Source organism: Azospirillum oryzae, assembly GCF_900177515.1.
GTDB classification, from domain to species: Bacteria; Pseudomonadota; Alphaproteobacteria; order Azospirillales; family Azospirillaceae; genus Azospirillum; species Azospirillum oryzae_A.
The window spans coordinates 2,464,119-2,488,111 of record NZ_FXAK01000007.1; the positions used below are offsets into that span (position 1 = coordinate 2,464,119).

Sequence of the window (23,993 nt, forward strand, 5' to 3'; positions counted from 1 at the left end):
TCGTCTCTTCCCTTCCTCAGAATTCGGCGTCCGGCGACCTTATGGCCGCTCATTTCGCCTTCCAGCTGTCGGCGTAGCCGCCCCATTCGACGCCTTCCATCGCCTGATAGACGTCCAGCGGATCGCGGGTGTCGATCATCACCGCGACCTCGTCGGTCTCCTTGCGCTCGAACTTCTGCGCCACCTCATAGGCCTTCGGGTGCGGCCCGTGCGGGAAGCCCGAGGGGTGATAGGTGACCATGCCGGGATGGATGTTGTCGCGCGAGAAGAACTGGCCGCGGTGATAGAACAGCACCTCGTCGAAATCCTCGTTGGAATGATAATAGGGCAGCTTCAGCGCCTCCGGGTCCGACTCGATGGGGCGCGGCACGAAGGTGCAGATGATGAAGCGCCCTGCGATCCAGGTGCTGTGCGCCGAGGGCGGCAGGTGGTAACGGTGGCTCATCAGCGGCCGGATGTCGCGCCAGTTCAGCCGCACCGGCGCCAGATCGCCGTGCCAGCCCACCGCGTCCAGCGGGTTGAACGGATAGGTCATGGCGCAGATCTGCCCGCGCTTCCTGACCCGGACCAGCGTCTCGCGCTCGTGCTTCTGCGCCTGGAAGGCGTCGTCCAGCGCCGGGACGTCCAGCACCGCCGGGTCGAAGATGGCGTGGGTGCCGACCAGCCCCTTGTGCGGCAGCTTGTAGGCGTCGTTGGTGGCCTCCACCATCAGCACCATCACCGCCTCGTCCGTCTCCAGCCGCCAGCAGGTGTTGCGCGGCAGCACGACATAGTCGCCCTCGCGCACCTCCAGATGGCCGTAGTCGCAATAGAGGTGGCCGCCGCCCTGGTGGAAGAACAGCAGGTCGTCGCCGTCGGCGTTGCGGACCAGATGGTCCATCTTGCCCTTGAAGCGCCACAGCCGCAGCTGGGTCGCCCCGTTGCCCAGCAGGGCGGGCGCCTCCAAGGGACAACCCGGCATTGTGTCGACATGGTTCAGGTCGAAGGCGCGCGGGCGCAGCGGCCCGTCGAAGCTGGTCCAGCCGGTCGGCGGGTGGGCATGGTGCATCTGGGTCGCCGGGCCGAAGAAGCCCTCGCGCCCCATCTCGCGCTCGTAGGTGCCGGCGGGGAGCCGGACATGGGCCTGACGCGACGCGTTGCCTTCGACCTTCGGAAACGAAATCCAGTTCTTCATGGCGCTTCCCCATTCCATGCCGCCGGCTGCTTCCGCATCGGGCACCGGCAGGCTTGTTCCGTTGCCGCCATTTTAGTTTCGTTTGAAACTGTTGCAAGAGCCAAATTCCGGCGCAGGATGGGATCCTCCGCGATTCCTCCTACAGACGACGACAGCCGATGCCGCCCGCCCGCCGTTCCAGAACCGCATCATCGAAATCCGCTGCCGCGCCGGCCGACATCCCGGCTCTGCACCTGACGCGCTTCCTGCCTTACCGGCTGTCGGTGCTGGCGAATACCGTCAGCCACACGCTGGCCAAGCTGTACGAGAAGCGGTTCGGCATCACCATCCCGGAATGGCGGATCATCGCCGTGCTGGGCGGCGGCGAGACGATGAGCGCGGGAGAGATCGCGCAGCGCACCGCCATGGACAAGGTGCAGGTCAGCCGCGCCATCAGCCGCATGCTCGACTCGAGCCTGATCCTGCGCGAATCGGGCGACACCGACCGGCGCAAGGCCCTGCTCACCCTGACGCCGAAGGCTCTGGCGATCTATGCCGAGATCGTGCCGATGGCCCTGACCTATGAGGACGAGGTCACCGACGCCCTGTCGATCGACGAGCGCGCGCAGCTCGACACTCTGCTGTCCAAGCTGCAGGCCCGCGCCGACCAGCTGGCCGCCCGCCCGGCGCCTGTCGCCGCACAGGTGGAGCCTGTGGAGGAGTAAAGCCGCTCAGCCCCCCTTCACCTTGTGCAGCGGCTGGCTGGTGCCGGCATCCACGCGGCCGCGGCCGGGTTCCTCCGCCTCCAGGGGGGCGCAGGCGACCATGGTGGCGAGCGAGCGGCGGGCGAGGCGCTGGTATTCCTCCGTGCCTTCCGACTTCCAGGCAACCTCCTCGGGCCGCAGCTCGCGCATCACCTTGGCCGGCAGGCCGGCCGCCAGCGTGCGCGGTGGCACGACGAAGCCGGCCTTGACGAAGGCCATGGCGGCGACGATCGACTCCTCGCCGATCTCCGCCCCGTCCATCACCACCACATTCATGCCGACCAGCGCGTTGCGCCGGACGATGCAGCCGTGCAGCACGGCGCCATGGCCAACATGCCCGTCCTCCTCGACGATGGCATCATGGCCGGGGAAGGCGTGGATCGTGCAGTTGTCCTGCACGTTGCTGCCCCGCTGCAGCACGATCCTGCCGAAATCGCCGCGCAGGCTGGCGCAGGGGCCGACATAGCAGCCCGGCCCCACCACCACGTCGCCGATCAGCACGGCGGAGGGATGGACGAATGCGGTCGGGTCGATGACGGGGATCACGCCGTCGATGGCATAGACGGTGGGGCGCGGCAAGGTAGGGTTGGGCATGGTCGGGCGCTCCTCGGTTTCTCTTTCCGGTCTTTTGCTGCAAGGCTACACCGCCGCGCGCTGTACGCGATACTGATTTTCCGTCATAGTGAACATACCTGTATCGCTTCGCCAACGCCGTCTCCGGCCGTCGGATCGGGGCTTGATTGGTATCAAATGCAACTGTATCGTTGGCAACAATAACAAATCACCGCAAAGCCGACCGCTCCGCGGCCGGGCCGCCAACGCGTCCTGTCATGGTTTCCGGGGGAGGAAACGCCCAATGCACGCGACCTTCAGCTATCCGAAATACAGCTTCACACCGTCGGAGGAACAGCGCACCGGCACGGTCCGGCGCCATCCGGTGGTGGTCATCGGCGCCGGCCCGGTCGGGCTGACCGCCGCGCTCGACTTCGCGCGCAAGGGCGTGCCGGTGGTGGTGCTCGACGCCGAGGACACCGTCAGCGTCGGCAGCCGCGCCGTCTGCTATGCCAAGCGGGCGCTGGAGGTGTGGGACCGGCTGGGCGTCGGCCAGCGCATGATCGACAAGGGCGTGGTGTGGAAGATCGGCAAGGTCTTCAACGGCGACCGCATGGTCTACCAGTTCGACCTGCTGCCGGAGCCGGACCACAAGATCCCCGCCTTCATCAACCTCCAGCAATATTATCTGGAGGATTTCCTGGTCACGGAAGCGCGGAAAAGCGAGCTGATCGACCTGCGCTGGCTCTCCCGCGTCATCTCGGCCAAGCAGGAGGCCGACCATGTCGTCCTGCAGGTCGAGACGCCCGACGGCGTCCATGCGGTGGAGGCCGATTGGGTCATCGCCTGCGACGGCGCCAAGTCGTCGGTGCGCAAGATGCTGGGGCTGGAATTCCAGGGAGAGGTGTTCAAGGACCGCTTCCTGATCGCCGACGTGGTGATGAAGGCCGATTTCCCGGCGGAGCGCTGGTTCTGGTTCGACCCGCCCTTCCACCGCAAGCAGTCGGCCCTGCTGCACATGCAGCCCGACAATGTCTGGCGCCTGGATTTCCAGCTGGGCTGGGATGCCGACCCGGAGGAAGAGAAGAAGCCGGAGCGCGTCATTCCCCGCGTCCAGGCGATGCTGGGCGCCGACACGCCGTTCGAGCTGGAATGGGTGTCGGTCTACACCTTCCAGTGCCGCCGGCTGGAGCGGTTCCGTCATGGCCGCATCCTGTTCGCCGGCGATTCGGCCCATCAGGTCTCGCCCTTCGGTGCCCGCGGCGCCAACAGCGGCGTGCCCGACGCCGACAATCTGGTGTGGAAGCTGGCGCTGGTGCTGGACGGCAAGGCGCCCGACTCGCTGCTCGACAGCTACAGCGACGAACGGGTCACGGCGGCGAAGGAGAACATCCTGAACTCCACCCGCTCCACCGACTTCATCACGCCGAAGAGCGAGATGAGCCGCGTCTTCCGCGACGCCGTGCTGGAGCTTGCGGTCGACCAGCCCTTCGCCCGCTCGCTGGTCAATTCCGGCCGGCTGTCCACCCCCACCACCTACACCGACAGCCCGCTGAACACGCCGGACAGCGACGCCTTCGCCGGCCGGATGGTGCCCGGAGCGCCCGCCACCGACGCGCCGGTGGAACGCGACGGCCATGCCGGCTGGCTGATGGAGGCGCTGGACGGCCGCTTCACCGTGCTCTACGCCGCCGCCGGCGATGAAATGGGCGGGCCGGTCCCGGCGGAGGTGGCGGAGGCGCTGGACGGTCTTGCCGCCGGGCCGCTGCCGCTGGCCTGGCACGCGGTGACCGAGCGGCGGCGCGGCATCGCCGGGGAACTGGTCGACAGCGCCGGCCGCCTGCGCGAGCGCTACGACCTGACGCCGGGCAGCGTCTATCTGATCCGCCCCGACCAGCACATCGCCGCCCGCTGGCGCCGCTTCGACGCGGACGCGCTGTCCGCCGCGCTGAACCGCGCCACCGGGCGCTGATTTTTGAACTCGTGGAGCCCTCCCATGGCCAAACTGATGACCGAGCAGCGTTTCGCCAGCCCGGACGACGTGTACCAGTTGCTGATCGACAGCCACCGCGACCTGACCCCCGACCAGAGCACCCGCCTGAACGCCAAGCTGATCCTGCTGCTCGCCAACCACATCGGCGACGCAGAGGTTCTGGCCGAGGCGTTGCGCGTGGCGCGGCAGGGGGTGGAGTAACGGAGGTGGGGGGGAGGCGGCCCGCCCCCACCTCCCCCCTGACGCCAAGCCCAAGATGGCGTACAAAGGCGCAAGAGCCCTTCCCCACGCGAAGACTGCGCCGACCATGATCCTGCGCCGCCTGCTCCCCCTGCTGCTCATGCTGCTGTGCTGCGGCCAAGCCCTGGCCGAGGGGCTGACGCAGACGGCGCTGTCGATCCCCGTGCGCTTCCCCGACGGCAGTTCCGCCACGCTGGAGGCAATGCTGCTGCGGCCGGACGGTCCCGGCCCCTACCCCGTCGTCCTGCTCAGCCACGGCACGCCGCGCAACCCGGGGGACCGGGCGCAGATGACGCCGCTGCGCTACCTGCCGGAAGCCCGCGAGTTCGCGCGGCGCGGCTGGGCGGTGGTGGCGGTGATGCGGCGCGGCTATGGCGGGTCGGACGGTCCCTACAGCGAGACGACCGGCGCCTGCAGCAACCCCGACTACCTGCACTCCGCCCGCCAGAGCGCCGAGGACCTGCGTCAGGCCATCCGCTATGTCGCGGCCCAGCCCTTCGCCGATGCCAGCCGCATCGTCGCGGTCGGCGTGTCGGCCGGCGGGCTGGCCAGCATCGCGCTCAGCGCCGACCCGCCGCCGGGACTGAAGGCGGCCATCAGCTTCGCCGGCGGCCGCGGCTCCGTCGCCGACAACGAAGTCTGCCGGGAGGAGCGGCTGGTCGCCGCCTTCGGCACGCTGGGCCGCAGTTCGCGCGTTCCCACCCTGTGGATCTATGCCGAGAACGACCTGTTCTTCGGTCCCGACCTCGCCCGCCGCCTGTGGGAGGCCTTCACCCACGAGGGCGGGCGGGCGGAGTTCATCGCCGCCCCGCCCAACGGCAAGGACGGGCACGGCTTCTTCAGCGCCGCCATCCCGCAATGGACGCCGATGGTCGACCGGTTCCTGGCGAAGAACGGGCTGGTGCTGCGCGACATGCCGATGGCGCTGACGCTGCCGGCGCTTCCCCCGCCACCGGAGCTGTCCGCCGCCAACCGCGCCAAGTTCCCCGCCTATGTCGAGGCCGGCGGCAACAAGGCCTTCGCCGTGTCCCCCGACGGCGCCTATGGCTGGAAGTCCGGCATGCGCAGCCTGGATGAGGCGCAGAACGGCGCGCTGGAGAATTGCGCGTCGCACACCCAGAAGGGCTGCCGCATCGCCTATCTCAACGACCGCCCGGCCGGTGCCGCCTCCGCCGCCAACACCGCCGAAGTCGCCGCCCCGGCGGAGGCGCCGCGCGGCACCCGCGTCAGGCTGGAGCCGCCGCAGGAACTGTCGGCCTCCGGCCGCGACAAGTTCGGCGCCTATGTCGAGGCTGCCGGGCGCAAGGCATTCGCGGTGTCGCAGGACGGCGCCTTCGGCTGGAAGGCCGGCATGCCCAGCGAGGACGCCGCCCGCCGCGCCGCCCTCGACAACTGCGCCAAATTCACCCGCCACACCTGCTATGTCGTGATCGTCGACGACCGGCCGCTGCGCTGAGGCGCCGCCCCATCGCAACAAATGAAAAAGGCCCGTCCGGCATCCCGGACGGGCCTTTTCCGCAACCTCGCCCCGCGTCAGCGCGGAGCCAGCACCATGACCATCTGGCGGCCTTCGAGCTTCGGCATCTGCTCGACCTTCGCCAGCGCCTCCAGCTCGTCGCGGACGCGGACCAGCACATTCATACCCAGATCCTGGTGCGCCATTTCACGGCCGCGGAAGCGCAGGGTCACCTTGACCTTGTCACCTTCCTCAAGGAAACGGCGCGCCGAGCGCATCTTCACGTCATAGTCGTTGTCATCGATGTTCGGCCGGAGCTTGATCTCCTTGACCTCGATGATCTTCTGCTTCTTGCGGGCCTCGTTCGCCTTCTTCTGCGCCTCGTACTTGAACTTGCCATAGTCGAGGATTTTGCAGACAGGCGGTTCCGCCTGGGGAGCAATCTCGACCAGGTCGAGACCGGCATCCTCAGCGGCCAGCAGGGCATCGCGCAACGACACCACCCCGATCATCTCGCCGTCGGCACCGACGAGACGAACGGAACGAGCCGAGATCTCCCGGTTAACCCGCGGGCCTTCGCGGGTCGGGGCGGCTTCGGACGGAATCCTGGCTATGGACGCTTCTCCATGGTCTGAAACCACGCGGAAGCCGGCCATCCAGAGGAGGGCCGGCGGCGTCGCGCGGTCGGTTAAAACGGCGAATCGGTCACGGCATCGCCGGCAGGCGATCTCGCTTCCTCAACCAGTTTATTCACCGCCGCGTCGAGGGCAAGAATTTCCTGATCCTTGCCGCCCAGCACGCGGAGCGCGACCGTCCGTTCATCCGCTTCCCGCTTTCCGACAACCAGCATCAGGGGGACCTTCTGCAGGCTGTGCTCGCGGACCTTCAGGTTGATCTTCTCGTTGCGGGTGTCGAGTTCGACGCGCAGGCCCTTGCGCTTCAACAGCTTGGCCACTTCCTCGGCATAGCCGTCGGCCTCGCTGGTGATGGTGGCGACGGTGACCTGCACCGGCGACAGCCACAGCGGGAACTTGCCGGCGTAATGCTCGATCAGCATGCCGATGAAGCGCTCCATCGACCCCAGGATCGCCCGGTGCAGCATGATCGGCCGATGGCGGGCGCCATCCTCGCCGATGTAGCTGGCATCGAGTCGTTCCGGCAGGTTCGGATCGTACTGCAGCGTGCCGCACTGCCAGGTCCGGCCGATGGCGTCGGTCAGGTGGAACTCCACCTTGGGGCCGTAGAAGGCGCCCTCGCCCGGCAGCTCCTCATACTCCAGCCCGGCGTCGCGCAGCGCCTGGGCCAGCGCCCCTTCGGCGCGGTCCCACAGCTCGTCGGCGCCGGTGCGGACGTCCGGACGCAGCGCCAGCTTCACCGAGATCGTGTCGAAGCCCAGGTCCTTGTAGACGCCGAGCTGCAGCTTGAAATACTCGGCCGCCTCGCTCTGCACCTGATCCTCGGTGCAGAAGATGTGGGCGTCGTCCTGGGTGAAGGCGCGGACGCGCATGATGCCGTGCAGCGCGCCCGACGGCTCGTTGCGGTGGCAGGCGCCGAACTCCGCCATGCGGATCGGCAGGTCGCGGTAGGAGCGCAGGCCATGGCGGAAGATCTGGACATGGCCGGGGCAGTTCATCGGCTTGATGCCCAGCAGCTTCTCGCCGCCGTCGGCCTCCACCTTGAACATGTTGTCGCCATACATGTCCCAGTGGCCCGACGCCTTGAACAGCGAGCTGTCGATCAGCTGCGGCGTCTTGACCTCGACATAGCCGGCGGCCTTCAGCTTGGTGCGGATGTAGGTTTCCAGCGTCTGGTAGAGCGTCCAGCCCTTCGGATGCCAGAAGACCGAGCCGACCGCCTCTTCCTGCACATGGAACAGATCCAGTTCCTTGCCCAGCTTGCGGTGGTCGCGCTTCTCCGCCTCCTCCAGCTGGTGCAGGTAGGCCTTCAGCTCCTTCTCGTCGCGCCAGGCGGTGCCGTAGATGCGCTGGAGCATGGGGTTGCGGCTGTCGCCGCGCCAATAGGCGCCGGCCACCTTCATCAGCTTGAAGCCCTGCCCGACCTTGCCGGTCGTCATGGCGTGGGGCCCGCGGCACAGATCCAGCCAGTCGCCCTGGCGGTAGATCGACACCGGCTCACCCTGCGGGATCGCGGCGATCAGCTCGGCCTTATAATGCTCGCCGAGCTTCTTGAAGTAGGCGACCGCCTCGTCGCGGTCCCACACCTCGCGCACGATCGGGATGTCGGCCCCGACGATCTCGCGCATCTTCGCCTCGATCTTCTCCAGATCCTCGGGCGTGAACGGCTCGTCGCGCGCGAAGTCATAATAGAAGCCGGTGGCGATCGACGGGCCGATCGTGACCTGCGTGCCGGGATAGAGCTTCTGCACCGCGTCGGCCAGCACATGGGCGGCGTCGTGGCGGATGACCTCGAGAGCGTCGGCGTGGTTGCGCGTGACGATCTCGATCTTGGCGTTGGTAGTGACGGTGGTGGTGAGGTCCTTCACCGTGCCGTCGATCTTGACGGCAAGCGCATCTTTGGCCAGGCGCGAACCGATGGACTGGGCAATCTCAAGCCCCGTCACCGGCCGGTCGAACTCCCGCACGCTGCCGTCGGGCAGCGTGATGGCGATGTTGGACGTCACCGAAGTCACCATTTCACTAGTGTTGGTCTCACCCGCATCGGGTGCCCGGACTTGGCCGGGAACGCGAAATTTCCATCGCCGCATGGGGGAATGTCAAGCGCGGTGGCGGAAATCAAGGGGAGCGCGGCTCAAGCACTTGCCCCCACCCCAACCCTCCCCGCTGGGCGGGGGAGGTTAGGTGGGGGTCTAACGACACCTCACTCCGGCTTCCGGCTCAGCCGCGGTTCGCCGAACAGGTAGCCCTGGCCGAAGTCGAAGCCGGTGTCGAGCACCTCGACCAGCTGGTTCTCCGTCTCGATCTTCTCGACGATCAGGTCGATGCCCTCGGCGGCGCAGCGGTGGCGCAGCTCGCGGATGCGCCCGGCGTTGGCGGGGTCGAGCACCAGGGCGCGGTCCAGCTTGATGCAGCGGAACTCGTGGCGCAGCAGCCGGTCCAGGTCGATGGCGAGGTCCGTCACCTGATCCATGGAGAAGCGGAAGCCCAGCCGCGCCAGCTGCGACAGGATGCCCATCGTCACCGCCCCGCCGGCGCGCAGATCCTGCTGGCTCAACTCGAACACCAGCTTCGGCACCAGGGCGTGGTGCTGCGCCATCATGTTCAGGAACTGGCGCATGAACTCCGCGTCGGCCAGTGTCGCGGCGGAGATGTTGGCGAAGAAGCCGATGGCGTGCTGGCGCCGCTCCGTCTCGCGGATCAGCTGAACGCAGCGGACCAGCAGCAGGTTGTCGATGGTGGCGATCAGCCCCTCGCGCTCGGCGATGTCGAGATAGCGGTCGGGCATGATCTGCTGCCCGTCGGCGGCCCGCACCCGCGAAAACACCTCATAGAAGCGGTGCTTGCGCTGGGGCAGGCTGACGATGGGCTGGAGATAGACGTCGATGCGGTCGGCCTTCAGCGCGTCGCGCACCGCCTCCAGCACCGCGGCGTCGTCCATCGGCGCCGCCACAGGCGCAGTGGCGGACGGAGCGGCGGCGGACGGGGCCGGCGCGGGACGGCGCTCCGCGCTGGCGGCCGGCGGACGGGGCGCGCGTCTTTCGGTCAGGCGGGCGACCAGCGACTGCAGAAGCTTCACCTCCTGCATCACCGCGTCGTAGCGCGTACCGCCGTCGGGCTGGGCGCCGGATTCGGCGGCGAGCCGCTGCTCCAGCAGATGGGCCAGCTCCTCCACCCGGTCGTTCAGGCGGGCGATGCGGCGGGCGGCCTTGCGTTCGCACTCCAGCCGCGTCACCACGTCATGGACAAGGGCGCCGGCCAGCACCACCAGCGCGCCGGCCAGCCACGCCACCAGCGGATCGGCCTCCGGCCGCAGCGCCCACAGCGCCGCACCGGCCGAAACCCCGGCGATCAGATAGGCCAGCGCATAGACGAGGTGCGTCAGCAGGGTCATCGCGGGAACCAGGGTGAAGGGAACGGCCGCGGATAAGGCGGCGGTTCCGGGGCGGAGATCGGCGGTCAGGGCCTTCACGGGTGCGCAGCCTTCGGCAGGAGCATGACACGGAACCGCGCGGGCGTCCCAACCCTGGGACCCACTGTCGGGACACCCGCTTGACGATCCGTTAATGCTACGTCCCTGCCCGCCGCGTCCTGCGGACCTTCAGCGGTGATCCCTCAGCGGTGATCCGCCCCCACCGCCTCGGCGACCGACCGGAAGCCGTCGCGGCGCAGCAGTTCCGCCAGCTCGCGGCGGATGCGGTGGACCACCGCCGGCCCGGCATAAACCATCGCCGAATAGAGCTGCACCAGCGACGCGCCGGCCCGGATCTTGGCATAGGCGTCCTCGCCGGTCGCCACGCCGCCCACCCCGACGATCGGCAGCTTGCCGCCGGTCAGCGCGTAGATCTCGCGCAGGACGGAGGTCGAGGGCTCGAACAGCGGCGCACCGGACAGGCCGCCGGCCTCGCTGCGCATCGCCGCCGGGATGCTGTCGGGCCGGGCGATGGTGGTGTTGGAGACGATCAGCCCGTCGATGCCGGACTCCAGCGCCACCGCGGCGATGTCGCTCTTGTCCTCCACCGTCAGGTCGGGGGCGATCTTCAGCAGCAGCGGCGGGTTGCGGCTCAGGCCGCAGGATGCCCGCGCCTCCAGCACCCGTTCCAGCAGCGCGCGCAGCGGATCGCGGCCCTGCAGCGCGCGCAAGCCCGGGGTGTTGGGGGAGGAGACGTTGACGACCAGGTAATCGGCAAGCGGCGCCAGCCGGCGAACGCCGATCACGTAATCGTCGGCGGCATCAACCGTGTCCTTGTTCTTGCCCAGGTTGGCGCCGACGATGCCGGGCGCACGCTTGGCCTTCTCGCGGCGGCGCTCCAGCCGCTGGGCGAAGGCCTCCAGCCCCTCGTTGTTGAAGCCCATGCGGTTGATGACCGCCCGCTGCTCCACCAGCCGGAACAGGCGGGGACGCGGGTTGCCGGGCTGGGGCCGCGGGGTGACGCTGCCGGGCTCGACGAAGCCGAAGCCGAGATTCAGCATGGCGTCGACCACCTCGGCATTCTTGTCGAAGCCGGCGGCCAGCCCGACCGGGTTGGCGAAGTCCAGCCCCCAGACGCGGGTGTGCAGCGCCGGTTCGTCCTTGCCGCGGGCCGGCGGGACCAATCCCGACTTCAGCGCCTTGATGGTCAGGCCATGCGCGGTCTCAGGGTCGAAGCGGAACAGCAGCGGCCCGGCAAGCGGATAGAGGTCGATCACGGAACGAGGTCCTGAAGGGTGAAGGGGAAGCCGGCCGGGAAGACATGGCGCCCGTCCGGCCCCAGCGGCAGCGGATCGACGCGCAGCACGGCATCCACCGGCAGCGGCCCGTAGAGGTGCGGGAACAGCTGCCCGCCGCGCGACGGCTCCCAGCGCAGGGCGTCGCCCAGCCGGTCGGCGTCCACCGTCAGCAGCAGCAGGCCGTCCTGGCCGGCGCGGTGCTTGGCGGCGCTCTCCACCACCTGCGCGGCGGTCGAGAAATGGATGAAGCCGTCCTGGACATCCTGGGACGAGCCGGGATAGCGGCCGGCCGGGCGGGCGGCGTCCCACTCGTCCGCGCGGCACATGTGATGAATGATGCGGTCGGTCATGGCGGTGGGACACTAACGCAACGCGCGGCCACCGGCCAGAGACCTCGAAGCCGCAGCTTTGCCGCGCCTTGGAAACCCACCGTTCTGCTCATCCCGGCACAACGCAAGATCGACTCCCCGAATGCAATTCCGCACGCTTCGCGCGTTGCATTTTGCAAAGCACACTCGAAACTATTCGGCATTTTGCGGGTATTTTTGAAATTCGGCGGCGCCCTTCTCCGCCGGATCGGCCGCTTCGCCCTCTCAACCTCCGCGATTCCCTGATTTCAGGCCGTGCGCATCGGTTGGCACCGCTTTTGCTGTGACGGTTCCAAGTCAACGGAGGACCCGCCATGAACGCGATTGCCATGACCCTGATGAAGAAGAGCCAGCCCTGCGACAGCGATCTGGGCGCCTCGGTCACCGCCATGGGCGCGCTGTGCGAACCGGGTCAGACCGCGGTCCCGTTGAAGCCGAGCGCCACCATGCTGGCAGCCGGCGCGCGGGCCGGCGGCGTGTCGGTCGAGGTCGCCTGGAAGATCTACCAGGCGATGATCCACCACGCCGACTGAGCCGGCCCAGACGGTCAAGGTCAGCGCCGTCCGCTGTCGAACGGCATGAAGCCCGAATCGAGCTTGGTCTCGATCCGCAGCAGATGGTCGGTCAGGCGCTGTTCCACGTCCTTGAGCGTCGCGAAGGAGACATAGGTCTTCGCGACCTCCAGCTTGTAGGCGGCAAGGCTCTCGCGCACCTGCGCCTGGGCCTCCTCGGCCCGGCTGCGCAGATCGTCCAGCGCGCTGTCCGCATCCTTGCGCACCCGCGCGATCAGCCAGAACAGCCCGCCCATCGCCGGCAGTTCGACCGCGGTAATCCACCAGGCGAGATCCAGTCCTCCGGTCAGGGCATCATGCATCGGGGTCTCCCGTTCGTGTGGTGAGGAAACGACTCAAAGCTCCCAATCCGCCTCCGCCATCACCGCACCCGCACCGCGCCAGTCGGCGCGGCGCTCTGCCGGGGCGGTGCTGCGGTCGAAGCGGTAGGGTTCGGCACCCAGGCAGCCGGCCACCGCGTCCAGCCCGTCGTCGGGGCCGCGATAGCGGCCGTCGGGCCGCCAGTCGCGCATCTCGCGGATCAGCGGGGTTTGCCAGACCTGCCGATGAGCCAGCAGGCGGCGGTCGGCCAGCAGGGCGTTGAAGGCCTCCATGATCCGGCGCGCCTTGGGCGTGTGGCTGAAATGTTCGACCACGCCGGCCGCCAGCCGGTCGTCGCGCAGCCGTTCGCGCAGCAGTCCGGGCAGGAAGCGGCCGAGGCCGTTCACCTCGATGTGGATCGCCGGCAGATGGTTGTCGGCCAGGAAGCGGGAGACCTGCCGGCATTGCTGGTCGGCCTCCGTCTCCGGCGCCTTGGGATCGACGGCCAGATACTGCACCCGGTGCAGGTAGAGGCGCTTGTCCTCCCCGGCGAAGACCGCGGCGACCACGCTGCCGTCGCCGCCTTTCGACCTGCCGTCCCCCTCCCCCGCCGGCCGGGCGAAGGCCGGGTCCCACCAGCAGGTGGCGGAGACCAGCTTCACCCCGTCCAGCGTCAGCACCGCCCGGCCCAGCGCCTCGCGATACTCCAACTCCGCGTCATAGCGTCCGAGATTGTCGACATTCAGCACCCCGTCGGTGATGCTGACCGGACGCAGCAGCATCTGGCTGGTGAATTTGTTGGGGCCGGTGGATTTGCGGATGCGGGCGACATGCGCCTCGCCGAACCGCTCCTTCCAGGTGTAGGTGCGGCGGCCCTGCTCATCCTCGGTGTAGACCGGCAGGACCAGCCGCTCGAACCCGTCCAGGAAGGGCGGGCTGCCGTCGTCGGTCTCCTCGGCATAGAGGCTGTCCTGCGCGTGCGGCGTGCCGACATAGAGCTGCGCCCCGCCCGGCACCAGCACATACTCCAGTTCCGACAGACGCTCGCGCAATGCGGCGCGCTTCACCGCGGTGTCGGCGTTGCGCGGCACCTCGACGTCGTCGCAGATCACCACGTCGGCGCGGCTGCCGGTGATGTTGCCGCCGATGCCGGCCGCCGCCATCGACGGGTCGCGCAGCTCCATCGGCCGCACCACGGTGAAGCGGTCGGCCGCCCACTGGTCGCGCTCCCTGGTCGGCGGTTTCAGATGGCTGCAATCGGGATGGCGTTCCAGGATGCGCTTGACGTTGCGCACCATCTTCATCGCCAGCTTCAAATCGGCGGCCAGCACCAGCAGCCGGCGGTTGGGGTCGCGCAGCAGCAGCCATGCCGCGAACAGCCCGACCAGCGTCGATTTGCCCGACCCGCGGAAGGCCATCAGCAGCATGCGCCGGTTCGACCCGGCCAATTGCTCCTCCAGCCAGCCGGCCATCCGCGCATGGTGGGCGGGGGTCTTCAGCTCCACCATGGCGTTCCAGCCCTGGACGAAGCCGGCAAAGCTGTCGTCGTCCTTCCCCGTCATGGATTCCGCCCCAGGATGTGCCAGCCGGCGCCGTTGGACATCGCCGTCACCGCATGGCCCTGGGCGATCAGCGCGATGGCCTCGCTGTCCGGCCCGCCGCCGCCGGCCTGGGTGACGGTGACGCGGTTGCCGCTGGTGTCGGACTTCTTGACGGTGACCGTCCGGCCGACCGCATGCGGGGCCGAGGGGGCCGGCAGCCGCACCTCCACCGCCCCGCTCCAGGCGCTGACCAGATAGAGCTGCTGGTTCAGGTCCGGCTCGAACAGGCCGGGGGTGTCGTGATAGTGGGCGTTGCCGGGCTGGCTGTTGCCGGCGACGATCCACCAGCCGGCGCCGTTCGACACCAGCGTCACGAAATCATACCGATTGCCCAGCGACAGCGCCCGCCCGTCTGGCCCCGGCCCGCCGGTCTCCGTCACCGTCAGCGGGTTGGTCGAGGCATCGGTGCGCTTGATCGTCACCGCATGGCCGTTGGCGTCCACAGCCTTGGGCAGACGCAACTCCACCGCCCCGCCATAGGCGCTGGCCAGATAGACGGAGCTGGTCAGGTCCAGCGCCACCACCCCGCCCGTGGCCGGCTCGACATACTCGGTGTCATAGCGCAGAGCCTCCACCACCAGTTCGGTGACGCGGCTGCGCTGAAGCCGGTTCTTTTCCGGATAGCCGGCGTTGACCGCCGTGTACTGCCCGCCCGACCGGTCGAGGATCGCCGGCCCGGCGGCGGCGGAGAACAGGTTGACGACCGCCGTCTCCACCGACCCGGCATCCAGCTGCAGGTTCGGCAGGGCGCCCAGCGACTCGGCGTAGAAATTCACGATCAGCGTCTTGTCGGTGACGGCGCCGACGCGGAAGCAGGCCTCAGCCTCCGGCCACAGGTTGGCCTCGCAGTCGAAGAAGGCATTGTTGAAGCGCCCCTGCTCGACGAAGAACCCGCAGCCGCTCATCGGCGCCGACAGCGAATAGACCCGCACGGCGTGGAAGCGGTTGGCGTTCGGCGTGTCGCCCGCCCCGGTCCGCGTCAGCCACACCCCATGGCGCGACGGCCGCGCCACCAGCACGCGGGCGATGTTGTTCCAATAGCAGGGCAGGTTCGGGTCAATGTAGCCATCAAACAGCAGTCCCACCTCCGGCTCCCAGATCGTCAGGTCGGTCAGGCTGTTCTGCACGCAAGGACCGTCGCGCCCGAACAGCCGCACCCCCGCCTTGCCCTGTTCCAGCCGCAGGCCCGACAGGGTGGCGTAGCCGTCCGGCAGATGGATCAGGTCGAAGCCGTTGGACGCCCCGCGGATCACCGACGCCTGCCCCACCCCGTACAGCGTCCGCCCATGGCCGAGCGTCAGCGTGTTGGCGATGCGGTAGGTCCCCGGTGGCACGAACACCGCGCGGGCGGAGGTCAGCGCCGTCTGCAGGGCCAGCGTGTCGTCGACCAGCCCATCGCCCACCGCGCCGAAATCCTTGACCGACGCGAGGTCGGCCAGCTTGTCGCGCACCGGCCGGGCAGTGGCCCCGGCCCCCGGCGGCACATAGGTCGCCAGCGCCTCCTCGTCCACCGGTGGGCGGATCGTCGGATTGCCGGCGCTGTCGAAGGCCAGCAGCTTGCCCCGGCGCAAGTCCCGCTCCGGCAGCAGCGGCGAGGCCGGCAGGTCGCTGTCGCCATAGCGCAGCATCAGCTCCTGGTCGCCCGCCACCTGCTGGAGCATCGCCGTCAGCCGGTCAAGTTCGCCATTGAGGGCAGAGGCCGGCAGCGGCCCGCTCTCGCCGAAATCGCTGCGCCGTTCGATGGGAAGCCGGCGGCGCAGCAGCACCATTGTTCCCTCCGCCGGTGCCGCGGCAAAGGTCACCGCCCCGCCGGCGCCGGCACCGGCCCCGCCGACGGCATAGCCGGTGCTCTGGAGCGCGGCGCCCAGGAAGACCTGCAGGTCCTCATCGGCGAAGATCGGAAACGGGTAGGTGAAGACCCGCTGCATGCCGTCGGCGAGATACTGCACGCGCGGGGTCCCGCGCGGGATGAGAAGCGACGTGGTCATCGGGGGTCTCCGCGAAAACGGACACAAGCGCGCTCAAAAGAACTTGCTCATGTATTCCAGCCGCTGACGGTCGGCGAGTTGCGACAACTCCAGCAGGTTGCGGCGCTTGGCCTCGTCCAGGCTCTGCTGGATGGCGGCGCGCTTCAACTGGTCGGTCGCCTGGGCGTCCTTGCGCTCGGTCTCGCTGGAGTTGGTCAGCCCCAGCAGGATCGCCTCGCCGGAGCCGTCCTGCGCGGTCACCCCCCGCGCGCCCAGACCGGCGCGGGTCTTGCTGACCGCCTGCCGCAACGCCGTCAGCCGGCGCTGTTCGGCAGCGTCCGCCGCGGCGGTCAGCTGCGCCAGCTGGGTCTGCGCGTCGGTCTCCTTGGCGCGGACCGCCTCCTCCTGGCTGGCGCGCAGCTGGGCCAGCGTCTGTTCCTGGGACGAACGGTAATCGTCCATCTCCTTGGCCCGCGCCGCCGCAGCCGCCGCAGCGGCGGCCTCGTCCTTCTGACGTTGCAGCTCCTCCTCCCGTTGCCGCAACTCGGCGTCATGCGCCCATTGTCGGGCCTGCGCCTCGGCCTCCAACTGGGCCTGCTGCTGGCGGGCGGCGGCGGCGGCCTGGGCGCTGCGTTCGGCCGCCGCCGCTTCCTCGCGGTATTTCTGCTCAAGCGCCGCCTGGGCGGCGGCGGCCTGCGCCGCGTCCTGCTGGCGCTTGTACTCAAGCTCGGCTGCGGCCTGCTGGGCGGCAGCCTGTTGCGCGGCGGCACTGGACTGGCCGGCGCCGGCGTTGCGCACGGTGCCGATGACGGAGTTCGCCAGCGGCAGCGCCGTGGTCACGAGGGGAGCGATTCCACCCATCAGTCATTCACCTTCAGTTCCATGGTCACGGAAAGCAGCGTGAAGGGCAGCGGCGCATCCTGTTCGATGCGCCACAGCGGCACGTCGGTGTCATGGCGCCAGCCGAGCGCCCGCAGCCGGCGATCGCCGGACACGCGCGGCGGCACCCCGCCGGCCGGTTGCGGCCCCAGCCGGTGAAGCGGAAGTTCCTGCAACCCGCGTCCCAGATCGACCCGCAGCGCCGCCGTCTCCTCCAGCCGGAAGGTGACGGCGACCAGCCGGACGATGTCGGCCCCGGTCGCCTGCCCCAGCAGGTTGGGCGGCAGCGGTTCGACCCGGTGGGTGTAGGGCAGCCCGATCTCCACCTTGCGCGCCGGCGGGTCGAGCGTGACGCTGCCGGCCTGCACCGTGGCCGGGTTGCGGATCACCCCATCGGCGACGATGGCGACCGTCCGCCCCTCCAGATGCGCCAGCCCGCCCCAGACGGCGGTTGCCTCACCCCTTTCGCCGGTGATCGCGGCGTCGAGGTTCAGCGCGTCATCGAACCGCTCGACGGTCCACACGCCCCGCCGCTCCACCAGCGCATAGACCTCGTCCCCCACCGCGGCGACGGAGCGCACCGCCCCGTCGGTCTCCAGCAGGGTCCAGGCGGTGACATTCTCCGCCCGGTAGGCGGTCAGCGCCCCCAGCGTGCCGTCCTCCATCGCCACGAACAGCAGCCGGCGGTTCTGGTCGTAATCCTGGTCGCGCGGGTTCGCCACCAGATGGCGGGCCAGCAGCGCCAGATCGTTGGCCTGATAGGCCGCTTCGGTGTCGGTGTAGAGGAACTCGCGGATTTCACGCCGGTTGCGCGGCACGAACAGGGTCGCCCCCTCGACGTCGCGCGGCGGGATGGCGCGGTCCATGGGGGAGCCGATGCGCGTCTGCCGGTTGACCTGCATGCTCTGCGGGGTCAGCGGATCGCCGGTCACCATATACTCGGCGCCCGAGGTGAAGACCTGCAGATGCCGGCCGGAGAAGACGGCGCGCACCGCGTTGACCTGATCCGACAGGATGCCGAACTCGATGGCCTGATCGTCCAGCCCCTCGCCCAAATCGAAGTTCCAGATCTGGGCGGAACGCGACAGCCACAGCCGGTTGGGCAGGTCGCGCGACCCGCCGATGACCAGCCGGTCCTGATGGAAGGCCGCCGACACCGGCCAGCCGCGCAAGCCCGAGAAGGCCTGTTCCTCCCACTGCGTCGTCGGCTGGGTGTCGGCCAACACCTCCTTCACCGTGGCGTTGACCTGCGTGGCCGACACCACGCCGGTCACCTGCAACTGCTTGCCCTTGATGCGGATGCGGGTGCCGTCGTGGCGCGGGTCGAACACCGGGGCCGAGGCGGTGACGGTGATCGCCCCGCTGGTCCCCGACGGCGTCACCGTCACCGCCGGATCGCCGAAGCGGTGGAAGGGCGTGCGCACCAGTTCACCTTCCACCGCGAAGGTCCACTCCGCCAGCGTCCACACTCCGTCGTCGCCGCGCGTCAGCTTGCGCGGCGACAGGTCGGGGTGGCAGACCAGCAGCGTATCGGCGCTCTGCGTCCAGGTGATCTGCGCCAGTTGCGTCAACGTCCAGGGTGCGGCAACCGACGCCAGCTTGCTCCCACCCTGGAACACGTCGATCCAGCCGTCGGTGAAGACCAGCAGATAGGTCTGTTCGCTGTTCCGCTCGAACGCCACCAACCGGCCGTCGCCGCGGGCCAGCCCGGTGAAGGCCAGCCCCGACCGCCGCGTCACCCCGCCGGTCGGGTCGATGAACAGGTTGCGCAGCGCCAGCGCGCCGTTGTCATAGGCCTTGAGATCGCCGCGCCCGAGCAGGCGGCGCGACACCTCGCCGGCGGTGAAGTTGGTCTTGACCTGATGCAGCCGTCCCATCAGGCCCTCGCATCGATCAGGGTGAAGTCCTCGAAGCCGGGCTGGCTGTCCTGCTGGGCATCGATCTGGCGGGCGCGGCGGAACTCGCTTTCGGCCAGTTGGGCCAGCAACTCCGCCCGCGTCGAGCTTTCGGTCAGCGGCAGGCAGAACTCGGCGGCGAGCCGGGCGATCAGCACCTGATCGAAGAAGGGCGGGAAATCCTCCTCCGCCAGGCGGCCGATGTAGGACAGGGTGACGGCGCCGGCATCGCACAGCAGCGTCCGGCCATTGATGCGATAGGACAGGCCGCGCCCCCGCCCGTCGCCGCCTGCCCCCAGCGCCCGCAGGAAATTGGCCGGCAGCTGGAAGGCGCAGGCATAGTCGGCGACCGGCGGTTCGGCCAGCCGCGGCAGCGTCGCCTGGACGCTGGCGAAGCTCCAGGCATTGGCCGACAGCAGCGCGTCGCGCGTCGGCGCATAGAGGGCGGCGGCGACCTCCGCCTCCGCTGTGCCGTCGTCGAAGGACGCGATGGCGGTGGCGCCGAGCTTGATCAGCGCCCGGCCGCACAGGCCGATGGCGGTCAGGGCCATGGTCTGGTCTCCCTTCCAGGGTTCCGGAAAGGCGCCGCCCCCTATGGTCGACGTGCGGCGCCCTCCCCCATCGGCGGATCAGTCGCTGTTGGCGCTGCCGAACGGCGTCAGGTTGGCGACATCCACCGCCCCGTTGGCGCTGGCCGCCACCACCAGCACACCGGTTGCCGGCGTGGCGCCGCCGACCGCGCAGTTGGCCAGCAGCATGTCGCCCACCCGCAGCAGGTCGGCCGCGCCGTTGAAATAGCCGGCGGTGTCGACATCGGTCGCCGCATCGGCCGTGGTGTAGTGCCAGAGCGTGAAGCCGTTGGCATAGGCGAGCACGCTCAAATCCTTGGACGCATAGGCCATGGATCGAAGTCTCCGGAATCTATTGGGGGGATGCGGGAGAAGGGGAGGATCACCGTCCCCGGATCAGCTCTCCAGGCAGCGCAGGGTCACCACGCCGGTGGTGTCGATCAGCGCGGCGCCCTGGCTCATCATGTTGTTGACGAAGTGGGCCGCGCGGTCGCCGTGCCAGGTGATGTCGGTCTTCACGTCGGCGCCCGCCGCGTGGCCGACCGCCGTCTTGTGGTACCAGTGGCGGGCCGCAAAACCTGTGTTTTCAAACGGTTAGCATGCTGTTTTGCGGAACATTTTGCAGCGGGATGAGAACATCGAAGTCTTTTGCTGGGCAGTTTGTTCTTTCCGTGTTCTCTGCGCGCCACGCTGCCGGCGGGGCGACCGGATCGCCCCGTCGCTGCAGTAGCGATACCGCCCCTATGTGCTCGCGCCCCGGCCGGCTCTGAGTCCCGGCCGCCTACAGCGGACGCATTTATCCCTGCCCAGAGCGCATCAGGGGCGGCACTTGATCCGGTGGCAGCCCTCAGCTGGATTTAAGGCTTCAGCAACGGATGCATAAACGCACACACTTGCTCCATCGCAGCACAGTTGTTGCCCGAAATTAAAAGTCGCAAGTCATCACATTTCGCTGCATTTGCAGGGTTCCCCCATCAGCCAAAAGGGCTACCCTATAGGCAGCGCGCCCTACAGTTTGGGAACCTGACAAGGTTCAACTTCGCTGTATGTGGGTACTTCTAATATAGATCAGGGCTCCCAACACCATGACCCCACTTCCGACGCCTACCTGCATCCTCCGCGGCACGTACGTCCGGTCCATGTTTGGCGACGTGCCTGTCGAGAGCCTGAAGATCGGCGACATGATCAAGTCGTCCGTCACTGGTGAGTTCCGCCCCATCCGTTGGATTGGGCAGCGGCTACTGGCTGGCTCGTCGTTCGACACCGAACATCTGCGCAAGGTTCATCTGCCAGTGCGGATCGCCCGCGACGCCATCGCCCAAGGCCTGCCCTCCCGCGACCTCTACATCTCCCCCGGTCACGCGCTGCTGATTGGCGAGTACGGTGTTTCGGCTCGCCTGCTGATCAACGGCTCGTCCATTCGGCAAGTCGATGCGATGGAGGAAATCGAGTATTTCCACATCGAACTCGACAGCCATGACGGCATGTACGCCGAGGGACTGCCGGTCGAGACTTATCTCGAAGCGGACAACCGTCAGGCTTACGACAACGCCGCCGAGTACGAGGCGCTGTATCCGGGGGACGATCCGCGCGTCCAGGAGCCCTGCGTGAAGATCGACATTCCGCTGGCTGCGCTGGAGCAGATCCGCACCAATGTGAATAAACGCGCCGAGCAGATTGAATCCGTCGAAGTGGCGTGAGGCCACTTCAACGGCGGTTGTCGAATAGATATGGCAAGGGCCGTCCTTCAGGGCGGCCCTTGCCGGTTAAGCGCAGCATCATCGCGCCACACCCTTCACCTTCTCATAGCTCCGGTAAGCACCCAGACCCAGCAGCGGCACCAGCAGCCCCATTAGCGTGTCAGTGTCGATGACCGGCATCGGAGTGCCGGGCGACCAGATCGACAGCGCCCAGCCCATCAACGGGTAGCCAACCGTCTGGACCAGCAGGCCGCCCACACAGACCCATCCGGCAGCGGGCCGCCACCCGGAGACGAACAGGTTCGGGTTGGCGGCCTCCGCAGCGTTGACGGCGAGTTGCGACGAGTCGCCGGACTGGAGCATGGCCACCAGCTGGGCGTTGGCCGACGCGGCGGCCTTCGCTTTGGCGTCCGGGTCCGGGATCTTGTCCAGCAGATCGGCCAGCAGCGGTGTCAGAGCGGTGATAAGCGGAATGGCGACGGCCATGGATGCCTCCTTTCAGGAATGAAAAAGCCCGCAGCCGAGATGGCGCGGGCGGGACGGGTATGTGTTACAGATGTGATCAAGGTATCGTATTAAGCGTGCTCATAGTCTCGAGGCTGAACATGCAGGAGCTGCAGTACAATTCCCCGGAAGAAGTCCAGAGCCAGCTCTCACAGAATGCGGTTCTGTGGATTGTGACGGCCAATAGCGTGACCGGCACGCTTTCCTGCGCAGTATCTCTGCCGGCGATGTACGAATGTCGCGATCGCGGACTGATAGAACAGGCTGAGCAGATTGGGCGGTGGAAGCTCAACCAGCAAGGCTGGCACGTTCGTCGAGTGATGCTGAGGCAATGAGAGTTACGCCTCCATGAACTCGGCCAGCCGGTTGAACCAGCCGGCGGCGTTGAGCGCCTGATCGTCGGTGCGGCCACGCTTCCGAGCGTCGCCCGAGATTAGGTCGCCGTAGAAGCACATTCGGGCCACAAAGATCGAGCGCCGCAGCCCGGCCGCATCGCCACCGTTGACCGCGGCCAGTGTCTTCGGGCCGACGGCGCCGTCGACTTTCAGCACCGGCCGGCCGACCAGATCATTGACCGCATCCTGAAGCCACGTCCCGGCGCGCGTCGGGCCATGGTTGACGCCCGAGTCGATCACCAGGGCGCGGAGAGCGTCGTCGGTGATGCCGGCGAAGCCCGGCTCCTCGATGTAGCGGGCGCGGTAGATCGCCCGCACCTCGGCTTCATCCAGGGCGGCGACATCGGCCGCCGTGACCGGGCGCTTCCGCCAGCTGGCCAGCGTCGCCAGTGTGATGCCGCCCTTCGTCGGGCCGCCGCGGTCGCTCGGCCGGTCGGTGTAGCGGGGCCAGCCCTCCCGACGGAGGATGGTGTCGATGATGGCTTCGGTGTTGAGTGTCACCATGGTTCAAACTCCGGGCATGGAAAAGGCGCCACGCGGGCGCCGGAGAGGGGTGAGGCATGTCGAAGGCACGGCTTACAGCTTAAATGCTGTGGACTCTTGGTTGCGCCCAATGTACGCAATGCGCTTGTCATCGTCCCGGCGCTGCCGCCTAGATGGGGTCTTCGATGTTTCAGAAACTTGCTTTCAAAGATGGTGACGGGAAGAGTCGTACCGGCACCCTGTACCCCGATGTTGAGCAAGGTCAGTCATTCCAGAATGAAGACAAGATAATAGAGCATATTGTCTCTCAGATGGGAATTTCAGGAAGCGAGCGATACTATGTGGATATTGGGGCAAGCAACGGCATCCAGATGAGCAACACATTTGCCCTGGTTGCAAGTGGGTGGTCAGGAATTTCTGTAGAAGCGAATGCCGATAAGTTCGCGTGCCTCGCTAATTATTACAGATCTTTCGAGGGAGCAAGCCTATTTAGAGGTTTGGCGACGCCAGAGAATATCTTGAACATTTTGTCAGCGTTCAATGCTCCTAAGAGATTTGGTTTTCTCAGCCTTGATATTGATGGCTACGACTGGTTCGTTCTAGAGAGACTTTTGGAAGAATATCGGCCATCGGTTATTTGCATGGAGATTAATGAAAGCCTGCCGCCGCCCTTGAAATTCTCGGTTTTGTATCGACCAGACTATTGGTGGCAAGTTAACCACTTCTTTGGCTGCAGTATCTCCAAAGTATCAGAGCTGGCAGAAAAAACCGGCTACGGGATATATTTGCTTGAATACAACAACTTGTTTCTAATTGATAAAAGACTAGTGAATTTCACTTCCATGAGTGCAGAAGAAGCCTATCTGAAAGGTTACGTTAACCGCGAGGATAGGAAAAAGAAGTTTTACTGGAATGAAGGTATGGATGCCCTCATTGGTATGAGCCCGGCGGAGTCTATAGAATTTGTAAAGGATAAATTCTCGCAGTACGAGGGCATGTACACGCTGGAAGTCTAGTAGTTCGATTGAATTCATACATCCTGGAATACCTGCAGAAATAGCATTCCAGGATGTATGCCAAGTATACTTTTAGCGCGCGTCCAGATTTAGCCAGTTATCTCGCCCACCTAAGCCGGATCCGTACGGCAGCACAAGGCAGATATATGCCATGCACCTGTCAGCACTGCCGTTCAGATGCCAATTCCTTCCGGCGTGCTTAGTGGATAGCGTAGGCAGTGGCACCCAGAAGAACACACGC

Annotated in this window: 24 protein-coding genes and 1 pseudogene; 8 read left to right on the forward strand and 17 right to left on the reverse strand. The window is 67.3% G+C overall.

The window, feature by feature from the left end; all coding sequences use genetic code 11:
* Positions 1-49: 49 nt before the first annotated feature.
* A complete protein-coding gene (locus B9N97_RS24120; RefSeq protein WP_085090743.1) occupies positions 50-1,174 on the reverse strand; it encodes a homogentisate 1,2-dioxygenase in 1,125 nt (374 codons plus the stop codon).
* A gap of 158 nt (positions 1,175-1,332) precedes the next feature.
* Between B9N97_RS24120 and B9N97_RS24125 the strand changes: the two genes are divergently transcribed.
* On the forward strand, positions 1,333-1,878 hold the full coding sequence (locus tag B9N97_RS24125) for a MarR family winged helix-turn-helix transcriptional regulator (RefSeq protein WP_085090212.1): 546 nt from the start codon (positions 1,333-1,335) through the stop codon (positions 1,876-1,878).
* A 6-nt stretch (positions 1,879-1,884) separates the two neighbouring features.
* Here the strand turns inward: B9N97_RS24125 and B9N97_RS24130 are convergent, their stop codons facing one another.
* Entirely contained in the window at positions 1,885-2,511 is a 627-nt protein-coding gene (locus B9N97_RS24130; RefSeq protein ID WP_085090213.1) for an acyltransferase, read from the reverse strand.
* A 262-nt stretch (positions 2,512-2,773) separates the two neighbouring features.
* On the opposite strand from B9N97_RS24130, the gene B9N97_RS24135 reads away from it, so the two are divergent.
* The 3 genes from B9N97_RS24135 (at position 2,774) to B9N97_RS24145 (ending at position 6,158) form a co-directional block, all read left to right on the forward strand.
* The gene (locus tag B9N97_RS24135) at positions 2,774-4,441 is read left to right on the forward strand and encodes an FAD-dependent oxidoreductase (protein ID WP_085090214.1); all 1,668 of its coding nucleotides are present in this window, start codon (positions 2,774-2,776) and stop codon (positions 4,439-4,441) included.
* Between the two features lie 24 nt (positions 4,442-4,465).
* Complete coding sequence (locus B9N97_RS24140; protein ID WP_014248756.1) at positions 4,466-4,663, forward strand: DUF2783 domain-containing protein; 198 nt, start codon at positions 4,466-4,468, stop codon at positions 4,661-4,663.
* A gap of 106 nt (positions 4,664-4,769) precedes the next feature.
* Positions 4,770-6,158, forward strand: a complete 1,389-nt coding sequence (locus B9N97_RS24145; RefSeq protein WP_085090215.1) for a CocE/NonD family hydrolase — start codon at positions 4,770-4,772, stop codon at positions 6,156-6,158.
* 77 nt (positions 6,159-6,235) lie between these two features.
* Here the strand turns inward: B9N97_RS24145 and infC are convergent, their stop codons facing one another.
* From infC to B9N97_RS24170, 5 genes are all read right to left on the reverse strand, one after another.
* Positions 6,236-6,814: a translation initiation factor IF-3 gene (gene infC / locus B9N97_RS24150; RefSeq protein ID WP_244560873.1), complete on the reverse strand. Its 579-nt coding sequence runs from the start codon at positions 6,812-6,814 to the stop codon at positions 6,236-6,238.
* 32 nt (positions 6,815-6,846) lie between these two features.
* Positions 6,847-8,811 (reverse strand): threonine--tRNA ligase, encoded by a 1,965-nt coding sequence (thrS, locus tag B9N97_RS24155; RefSeq protein WP_085090216.1) that lies wholly within the window; start codon positions 8,809-8,811, stop codon positions 6,847-6,849.
* Between the two features lie 185 nt (positions 8,812-8,996).
* Positions 8,997-10,265 carry an EAL domain-containing protein gene (locus B9N97_RS24160; RefSeq protein ID WP_244560874.1) on the reverse strand — a complete coding sequence of 423 codons (1,269 nt, stop codon included), beginning with the start codon at positions 10,263-10,265 and terminating at the stop codon, positions 8,997-8,999.
* 143 nt (positions 10,266-10,408) lie between these two features.
* On the reverse strand, positions 10,409-11,482 hold the full coding sequence (locus B9N97_RS24165; protein WP_085090218.1) for a quinone-dependent dihydroorotate dehydrogenase: 1,074 nt from the start codon (positions 11,480-11,482) through the stop codon (positions 10,409-10,411).
* A complete protein-coding gene (locus B9N97_RS24170; RefSeq protein ID WP_085090219.1) occupies positions 11,479-11,853 on the reverse strand; it encodes a DUF952 domain-containing protein in 375 nt (124 codons plus the stop codon). Before B9N97_RS24170 ends, B9N97_RS24165 begins: the two co-directional genes overlap by 4 nt.
* Before the next feature lie 332 nt (positions 11,854-12,185).
* Between B9N97_RS24170 and B9N97_RS24175 the strand changes: the two genes are divergently transcribed.
* The gene (locus B9N97_RS24175; protein WP_085090220.1) at positions 12,186-12,404 is read left to right on the forward strand and encodes a hypothetical protein; all 219 of its coding nucleotides are present in this window, start codon (positions 12,186-12,188) and stop codon (positions 12,402-12,404) included.
* A 20-nt stretch (positions 12,405-12,424) separates the two neighbouring features.
* On the opposite strand, the gene B9N97_RS24180 is transcribed toward B9N97_RS24175, so the two are convergent.
* From B9N97_RS24180 to B9N97_RS36435, 8 genes and pseudogenes are all read right to left on the reverse strand, one after another.
* A complete protein-coding gene (locus B9N97_RS24180) occupies positions 12,425-12,745 on the reverse strand; it encodes a hypothetical protein (RefSeq protein ID WP_085090221.1) in 321 nt (106 codons plus the stop codon).
* 33 nt (positions 12,746-12,778) lie between these two features.
* On the reverse strand, positions 12,779-14,305 hold the full coding sequence (terL, locus tag B9N97_RS24185) for a phage terminase large subunit (RefSeq protein WP_085090222.1): 1,527 nt from the start codon (positions 14,303-14,305) through the stop codon (positions 12,779-12,781).
* Positions 14,302-16,332 (reverse strand): glycosyl hydrolase family 28-related protein, encoded by a 2,031-nt coding sequence (locus B9N97_RS24190; protein ID WP_085090223.1) that lies wholly within the window; start codon positions 16,330-16,332, stop codon positions 14,302-14,304. Before B9N97_RS24190 ends, terL begins: the two co-directional genes overlap by 4 nt.
* Before the next feature lie 33 nt (positions 16,333-16,365).
* Positions 16,366-17,172: a hypothetical protein gene (locus B9N97_RS24195; RefSeq protein WP_085090224.1), complete on the reverse strand. Its 807-nt coding sequence runs from the start codon at positions 17,170-17,172 to the stop codon at positions 16,366-16,368.
* A complete protein-coding gene (locus tag B9N97_RS24200; protein WP_085090225.1) occupies positions 17,172-19,067 on the reverse strand; it encodes a phage tail protein in 1,896 nt (631 codons plus the stop codon). Before B9N97_RS24200 ends, B9N97_RS24195 begins: the two co-directional genes overlap by 1 nt.
* Positions 19,067-19,636, reverse strand: a complete 570-nt coding sequence (locus B9N97_RS24205; protein ID WP_085090226.1) for a phage connector family protein — start codon at positions 19,634-19,636, stop codon at positions 19,067-19,069. The genes B9N97_RS24200 and B9N97_RS24205 overlap by 1 nt, the downstream gene beginning before the upstream one ends.
* Positions 19,637-19,714: 78 nt before the next feature.
* Positions 19,715-19,987, reverse strand: coding sequence for a hypothetical protein (locus B9N97_RS24210; RefSeq protein ID WP_085090227.1), 273 nt, complete (start codon positions 19,985-19,987; stop codon positions 19,715-19,717).
* 63 nt (positions 19,988-20,050) lie between these two features.
* Positions 20,051-20,218, reverse strand: a pseudogene (locus B9N97_RS36435) (phage capsid protein); the annotation flags it as partial.
* A gap of 521 nt (positions 20,219-20,739) precedes the next feature.
* Between B9N97_RS36435 and B9N97_RS24215 the strand changes: the two are divergent.
* Positions 20,740-21,354, forward strand: coding sequence for a Hint domain-containing protein (locus B9N97_RS24215; protein WP_085090228.1), 615 nt, complete (start codon positions 20,740-20,742; stop codon positions 21,352-21,354).
* A 78-nt stretch (positions 21,355-21,432) separates the two neighbouring features.
* Here the strand turns inward: B9N97_RS24215 and B9N97_RS24220 are convergent, their stop codons facing one another.
* Positions 21,433-21,840 carry a 3TM-type holin gene (locus B9N97_RS24220; protein WP_085090229.1) on the reverse strand — a complete coding sequence of 136 codons (408 nt, stop codon included), beginning with the start codon at positions 21,838-21,840 and terminating at the stop codon, positions 21,433-21,435.
* Positions 21,841-21,959: 119 nt separating this feature from the next.
* Here B9N97_RS24220 and B9N97_RS24225 point away from each other — a divergent pair, with 119 nt between their 5' ends.
* Positions 21,960-22,193, forward strand: a complete 234-nt coding sequence (locus B9N97_RS24225) for a hypothetical protein (protein WP_143266832.1) — start codon at positions 21,960-21,962, stop codon at positions 22,191-22,193.
* A 3-nt stretch (positions 22,194-22,196) separates the two neighbouring features.
* Here the strand turns inward: B9N97_RS24225 and B9N97_RS24230 are convergent, their stop codons facing one another.
* Positions 22,197-22,757 (reverse strand): glycoside hydrolase family 108 protein, encoded by a 561-nt coding sequence (locus B9N97_RS24230; protein WP_085090231.1) that lies wholly within the window; start codon positions 22,755-22,757, stop codon positions 22,197-22,199.
* A 164-nt stretch (positions 22,758-22,921) separates the two neighbouring features.
* Between B9N97_RS24230 and B9N97_RS35180 the strand changes: the two genes are divergently transcribed.
* Positions 22,922-23,752: an FkbM family methyltransferase gene (locus B9N97_RS35180; protein ID WP_143266833.1), complete on the forward strand. Its 831-nt coding sequence runs from the start codon at positions 22,922-22,924 to the stop codon at positions 23,750-23,752.
* Positions 23,753-23,993: the final 241 nt, after the last annotated feature.

What these genes read in the sequence shown, in the direction of transcription:
- B9N97_RS24120 (WP_085090743.1), bottom strand. Translation starts at nt 1,174, where the DNA reads ATGAAGAACTGGATTTCGTTTCCGAAGGTCGAAGGCAACGCGTCGCGT.
- B9N97_RS24125 (WP_085090212.1), top strand. Translation starts at nt 1,333, where the DNA reads ATGCCGCCCGCCCGCCGTTCCAGAACCGCATCATCGAAATCCGCTGCC.
- B9N97_RS24130 (WP_085090213.1), bottom strand. Translation starts at nt 2,511, where the DNA reads ATGCCCAACCCTACCTTGCCGCGCCCCACCGTCTATGCCATCGACGGC.
- B9N97_RS24135 (WP_085090214.1), top strand. Translation starts at nt 2,774, where the DNA reads ATGCACGCGACCTTCAGCTATCCGAAATACAGCTTCACACCGTCGGAG.
- B9N97_RS24140 (WP_014248756.1), top strand. Translation starts at nt 4,466, where the DNA reads ATGGCCAAACTGATGACCGAGCAGCGTTTCGCCAGCCCGGACGACGTG.
- B9N97_RS24145 (WP_085090215.1), top strand. Translation starts at nt 4,770, where the DNA reads ATGATCCTGCGCCGCCTGCTCCCCCTGCTGCTCATGCTGCTGTGCTGC.
- infC (WP_244560873.1), bottom strand. Translation starts at nt 6,814, where the DNA reads ATGGCCGGCTTCCGCGTGGTTTCAGACCATGGAGAAGCGTCCATAGCC.
- thrS (WP_085090216.1), bottom strand. Translation starts at nt 8,811, where the DNA reads ATGGTGACTTCGGTGACGTCCAACATCGCCATCACGCTGCCCGACGGC.
- B9N97_RS24170 (WP_085090219.1), bottom strand. Translation starts at nt 11,853, where the DNA reads ATGACCGACCGCATCATTCATCACATGTGCCGCGCGGACGAGTGGGAC.
- B9N97_RS24175 (WP_085090220.1), top strand. Translation starts at nt 12,186, where the DNA reads ATGAACGCGATTGCCATGACCCTGATGAAGAAGAGCCAGCCCTGCGAC.
- B9N97_RS24180 (WP_085090221.1), bottom strand. Translation starts at nt 12,745, where the DNA reads ATGCATGATGCCCTGACCGGAGGACTGGATCTCGCCTGGTGGATTACC.
- terL (WP_085090222.1), bottom strand. Translation starts at nt 14,305, where the DNA reads ATGACGGGGAAGGACGACGACAGCTTTGCCGGCTTCGTCCAGGGCTGG.
- B9N97_RS24190 (WP_085090223.1), bottom strand. Translation starts at nt 16,332, where the DNA reads ATGACCACGTCGCTTCTCATCCCGCGCGGGACCCCGCGCGTGCAGTAT.
- B9N97_RS24195 (WP_085090224.1), bottom strand. Translation starts at nt 17,172, where the DNA reads ATGGGTGGAATCGCTCCCCTCGTGACCACGGCGCTGCCGCTGGCGAAC.
- B9N97_RS24200 (WP_085090225.1), bottom strand. Translation starts at nt 19,067, where the DNA reads ATGGGACGGCTGCATCAGGTCAAGACCAACTTCACCGCCGGCGAGGTG.
- B9N97_RS24205 (WP_085090226.1), bottom strand. Translation starts at nt 19,636, where the DNA reads ATGGCCCTGACCGCCATCGGCCTGTGCGGCCGGGCGCTGATCAAGCTC.
- B9N97_RS24210 (WP_085090227.1), bottom strand. Translation starts at nt 19,987, where the DNA reads ATGGCCTATGCGTCCAAGGATTTGAGCGTGCTCGCCTATGCCAACGGC.
- B9N97_RS24215 (WP_085090228.1), top strand. Translation starts at nt 20,740, where the DNA reads ATGACCCCACTTCCGACGCCTACCTGCATCCTCCGCGGCACGTACGTC.
- B9N97_RS24220 (WP_085090229.1), bottom strand. Translation starts at nt 21,840, where the DNA reads ATGGCCGTCGCCATTCCGCTTATCACCGCTCTGACACCGCTGCTGGCC.
- B9N97_RS24225 (WP_143266832.1), top strand. Translation starts at nt 21,960, where the DNA reads ATGCAGGAGCTGCAGTACAATTCCCCGGAAGAAGTCCAGAGCCAGCTC.
- B9N97_RS24230 (WP_085090231.1), bottom strand. Translation starts at nt 22,757, where the DNA reads ATGGTGACACTCAACACCGAAGCCATCATCGACACCATCCTCCGTCGG.
- B9N97_RS35180 (WP_143266833.1), top strand. Translation starts at nt 22,922, where the DNA reads ATGTTTCAGAAACTTGCTTTCAAAGATGGTGACGGGAAGAGTCGTACC.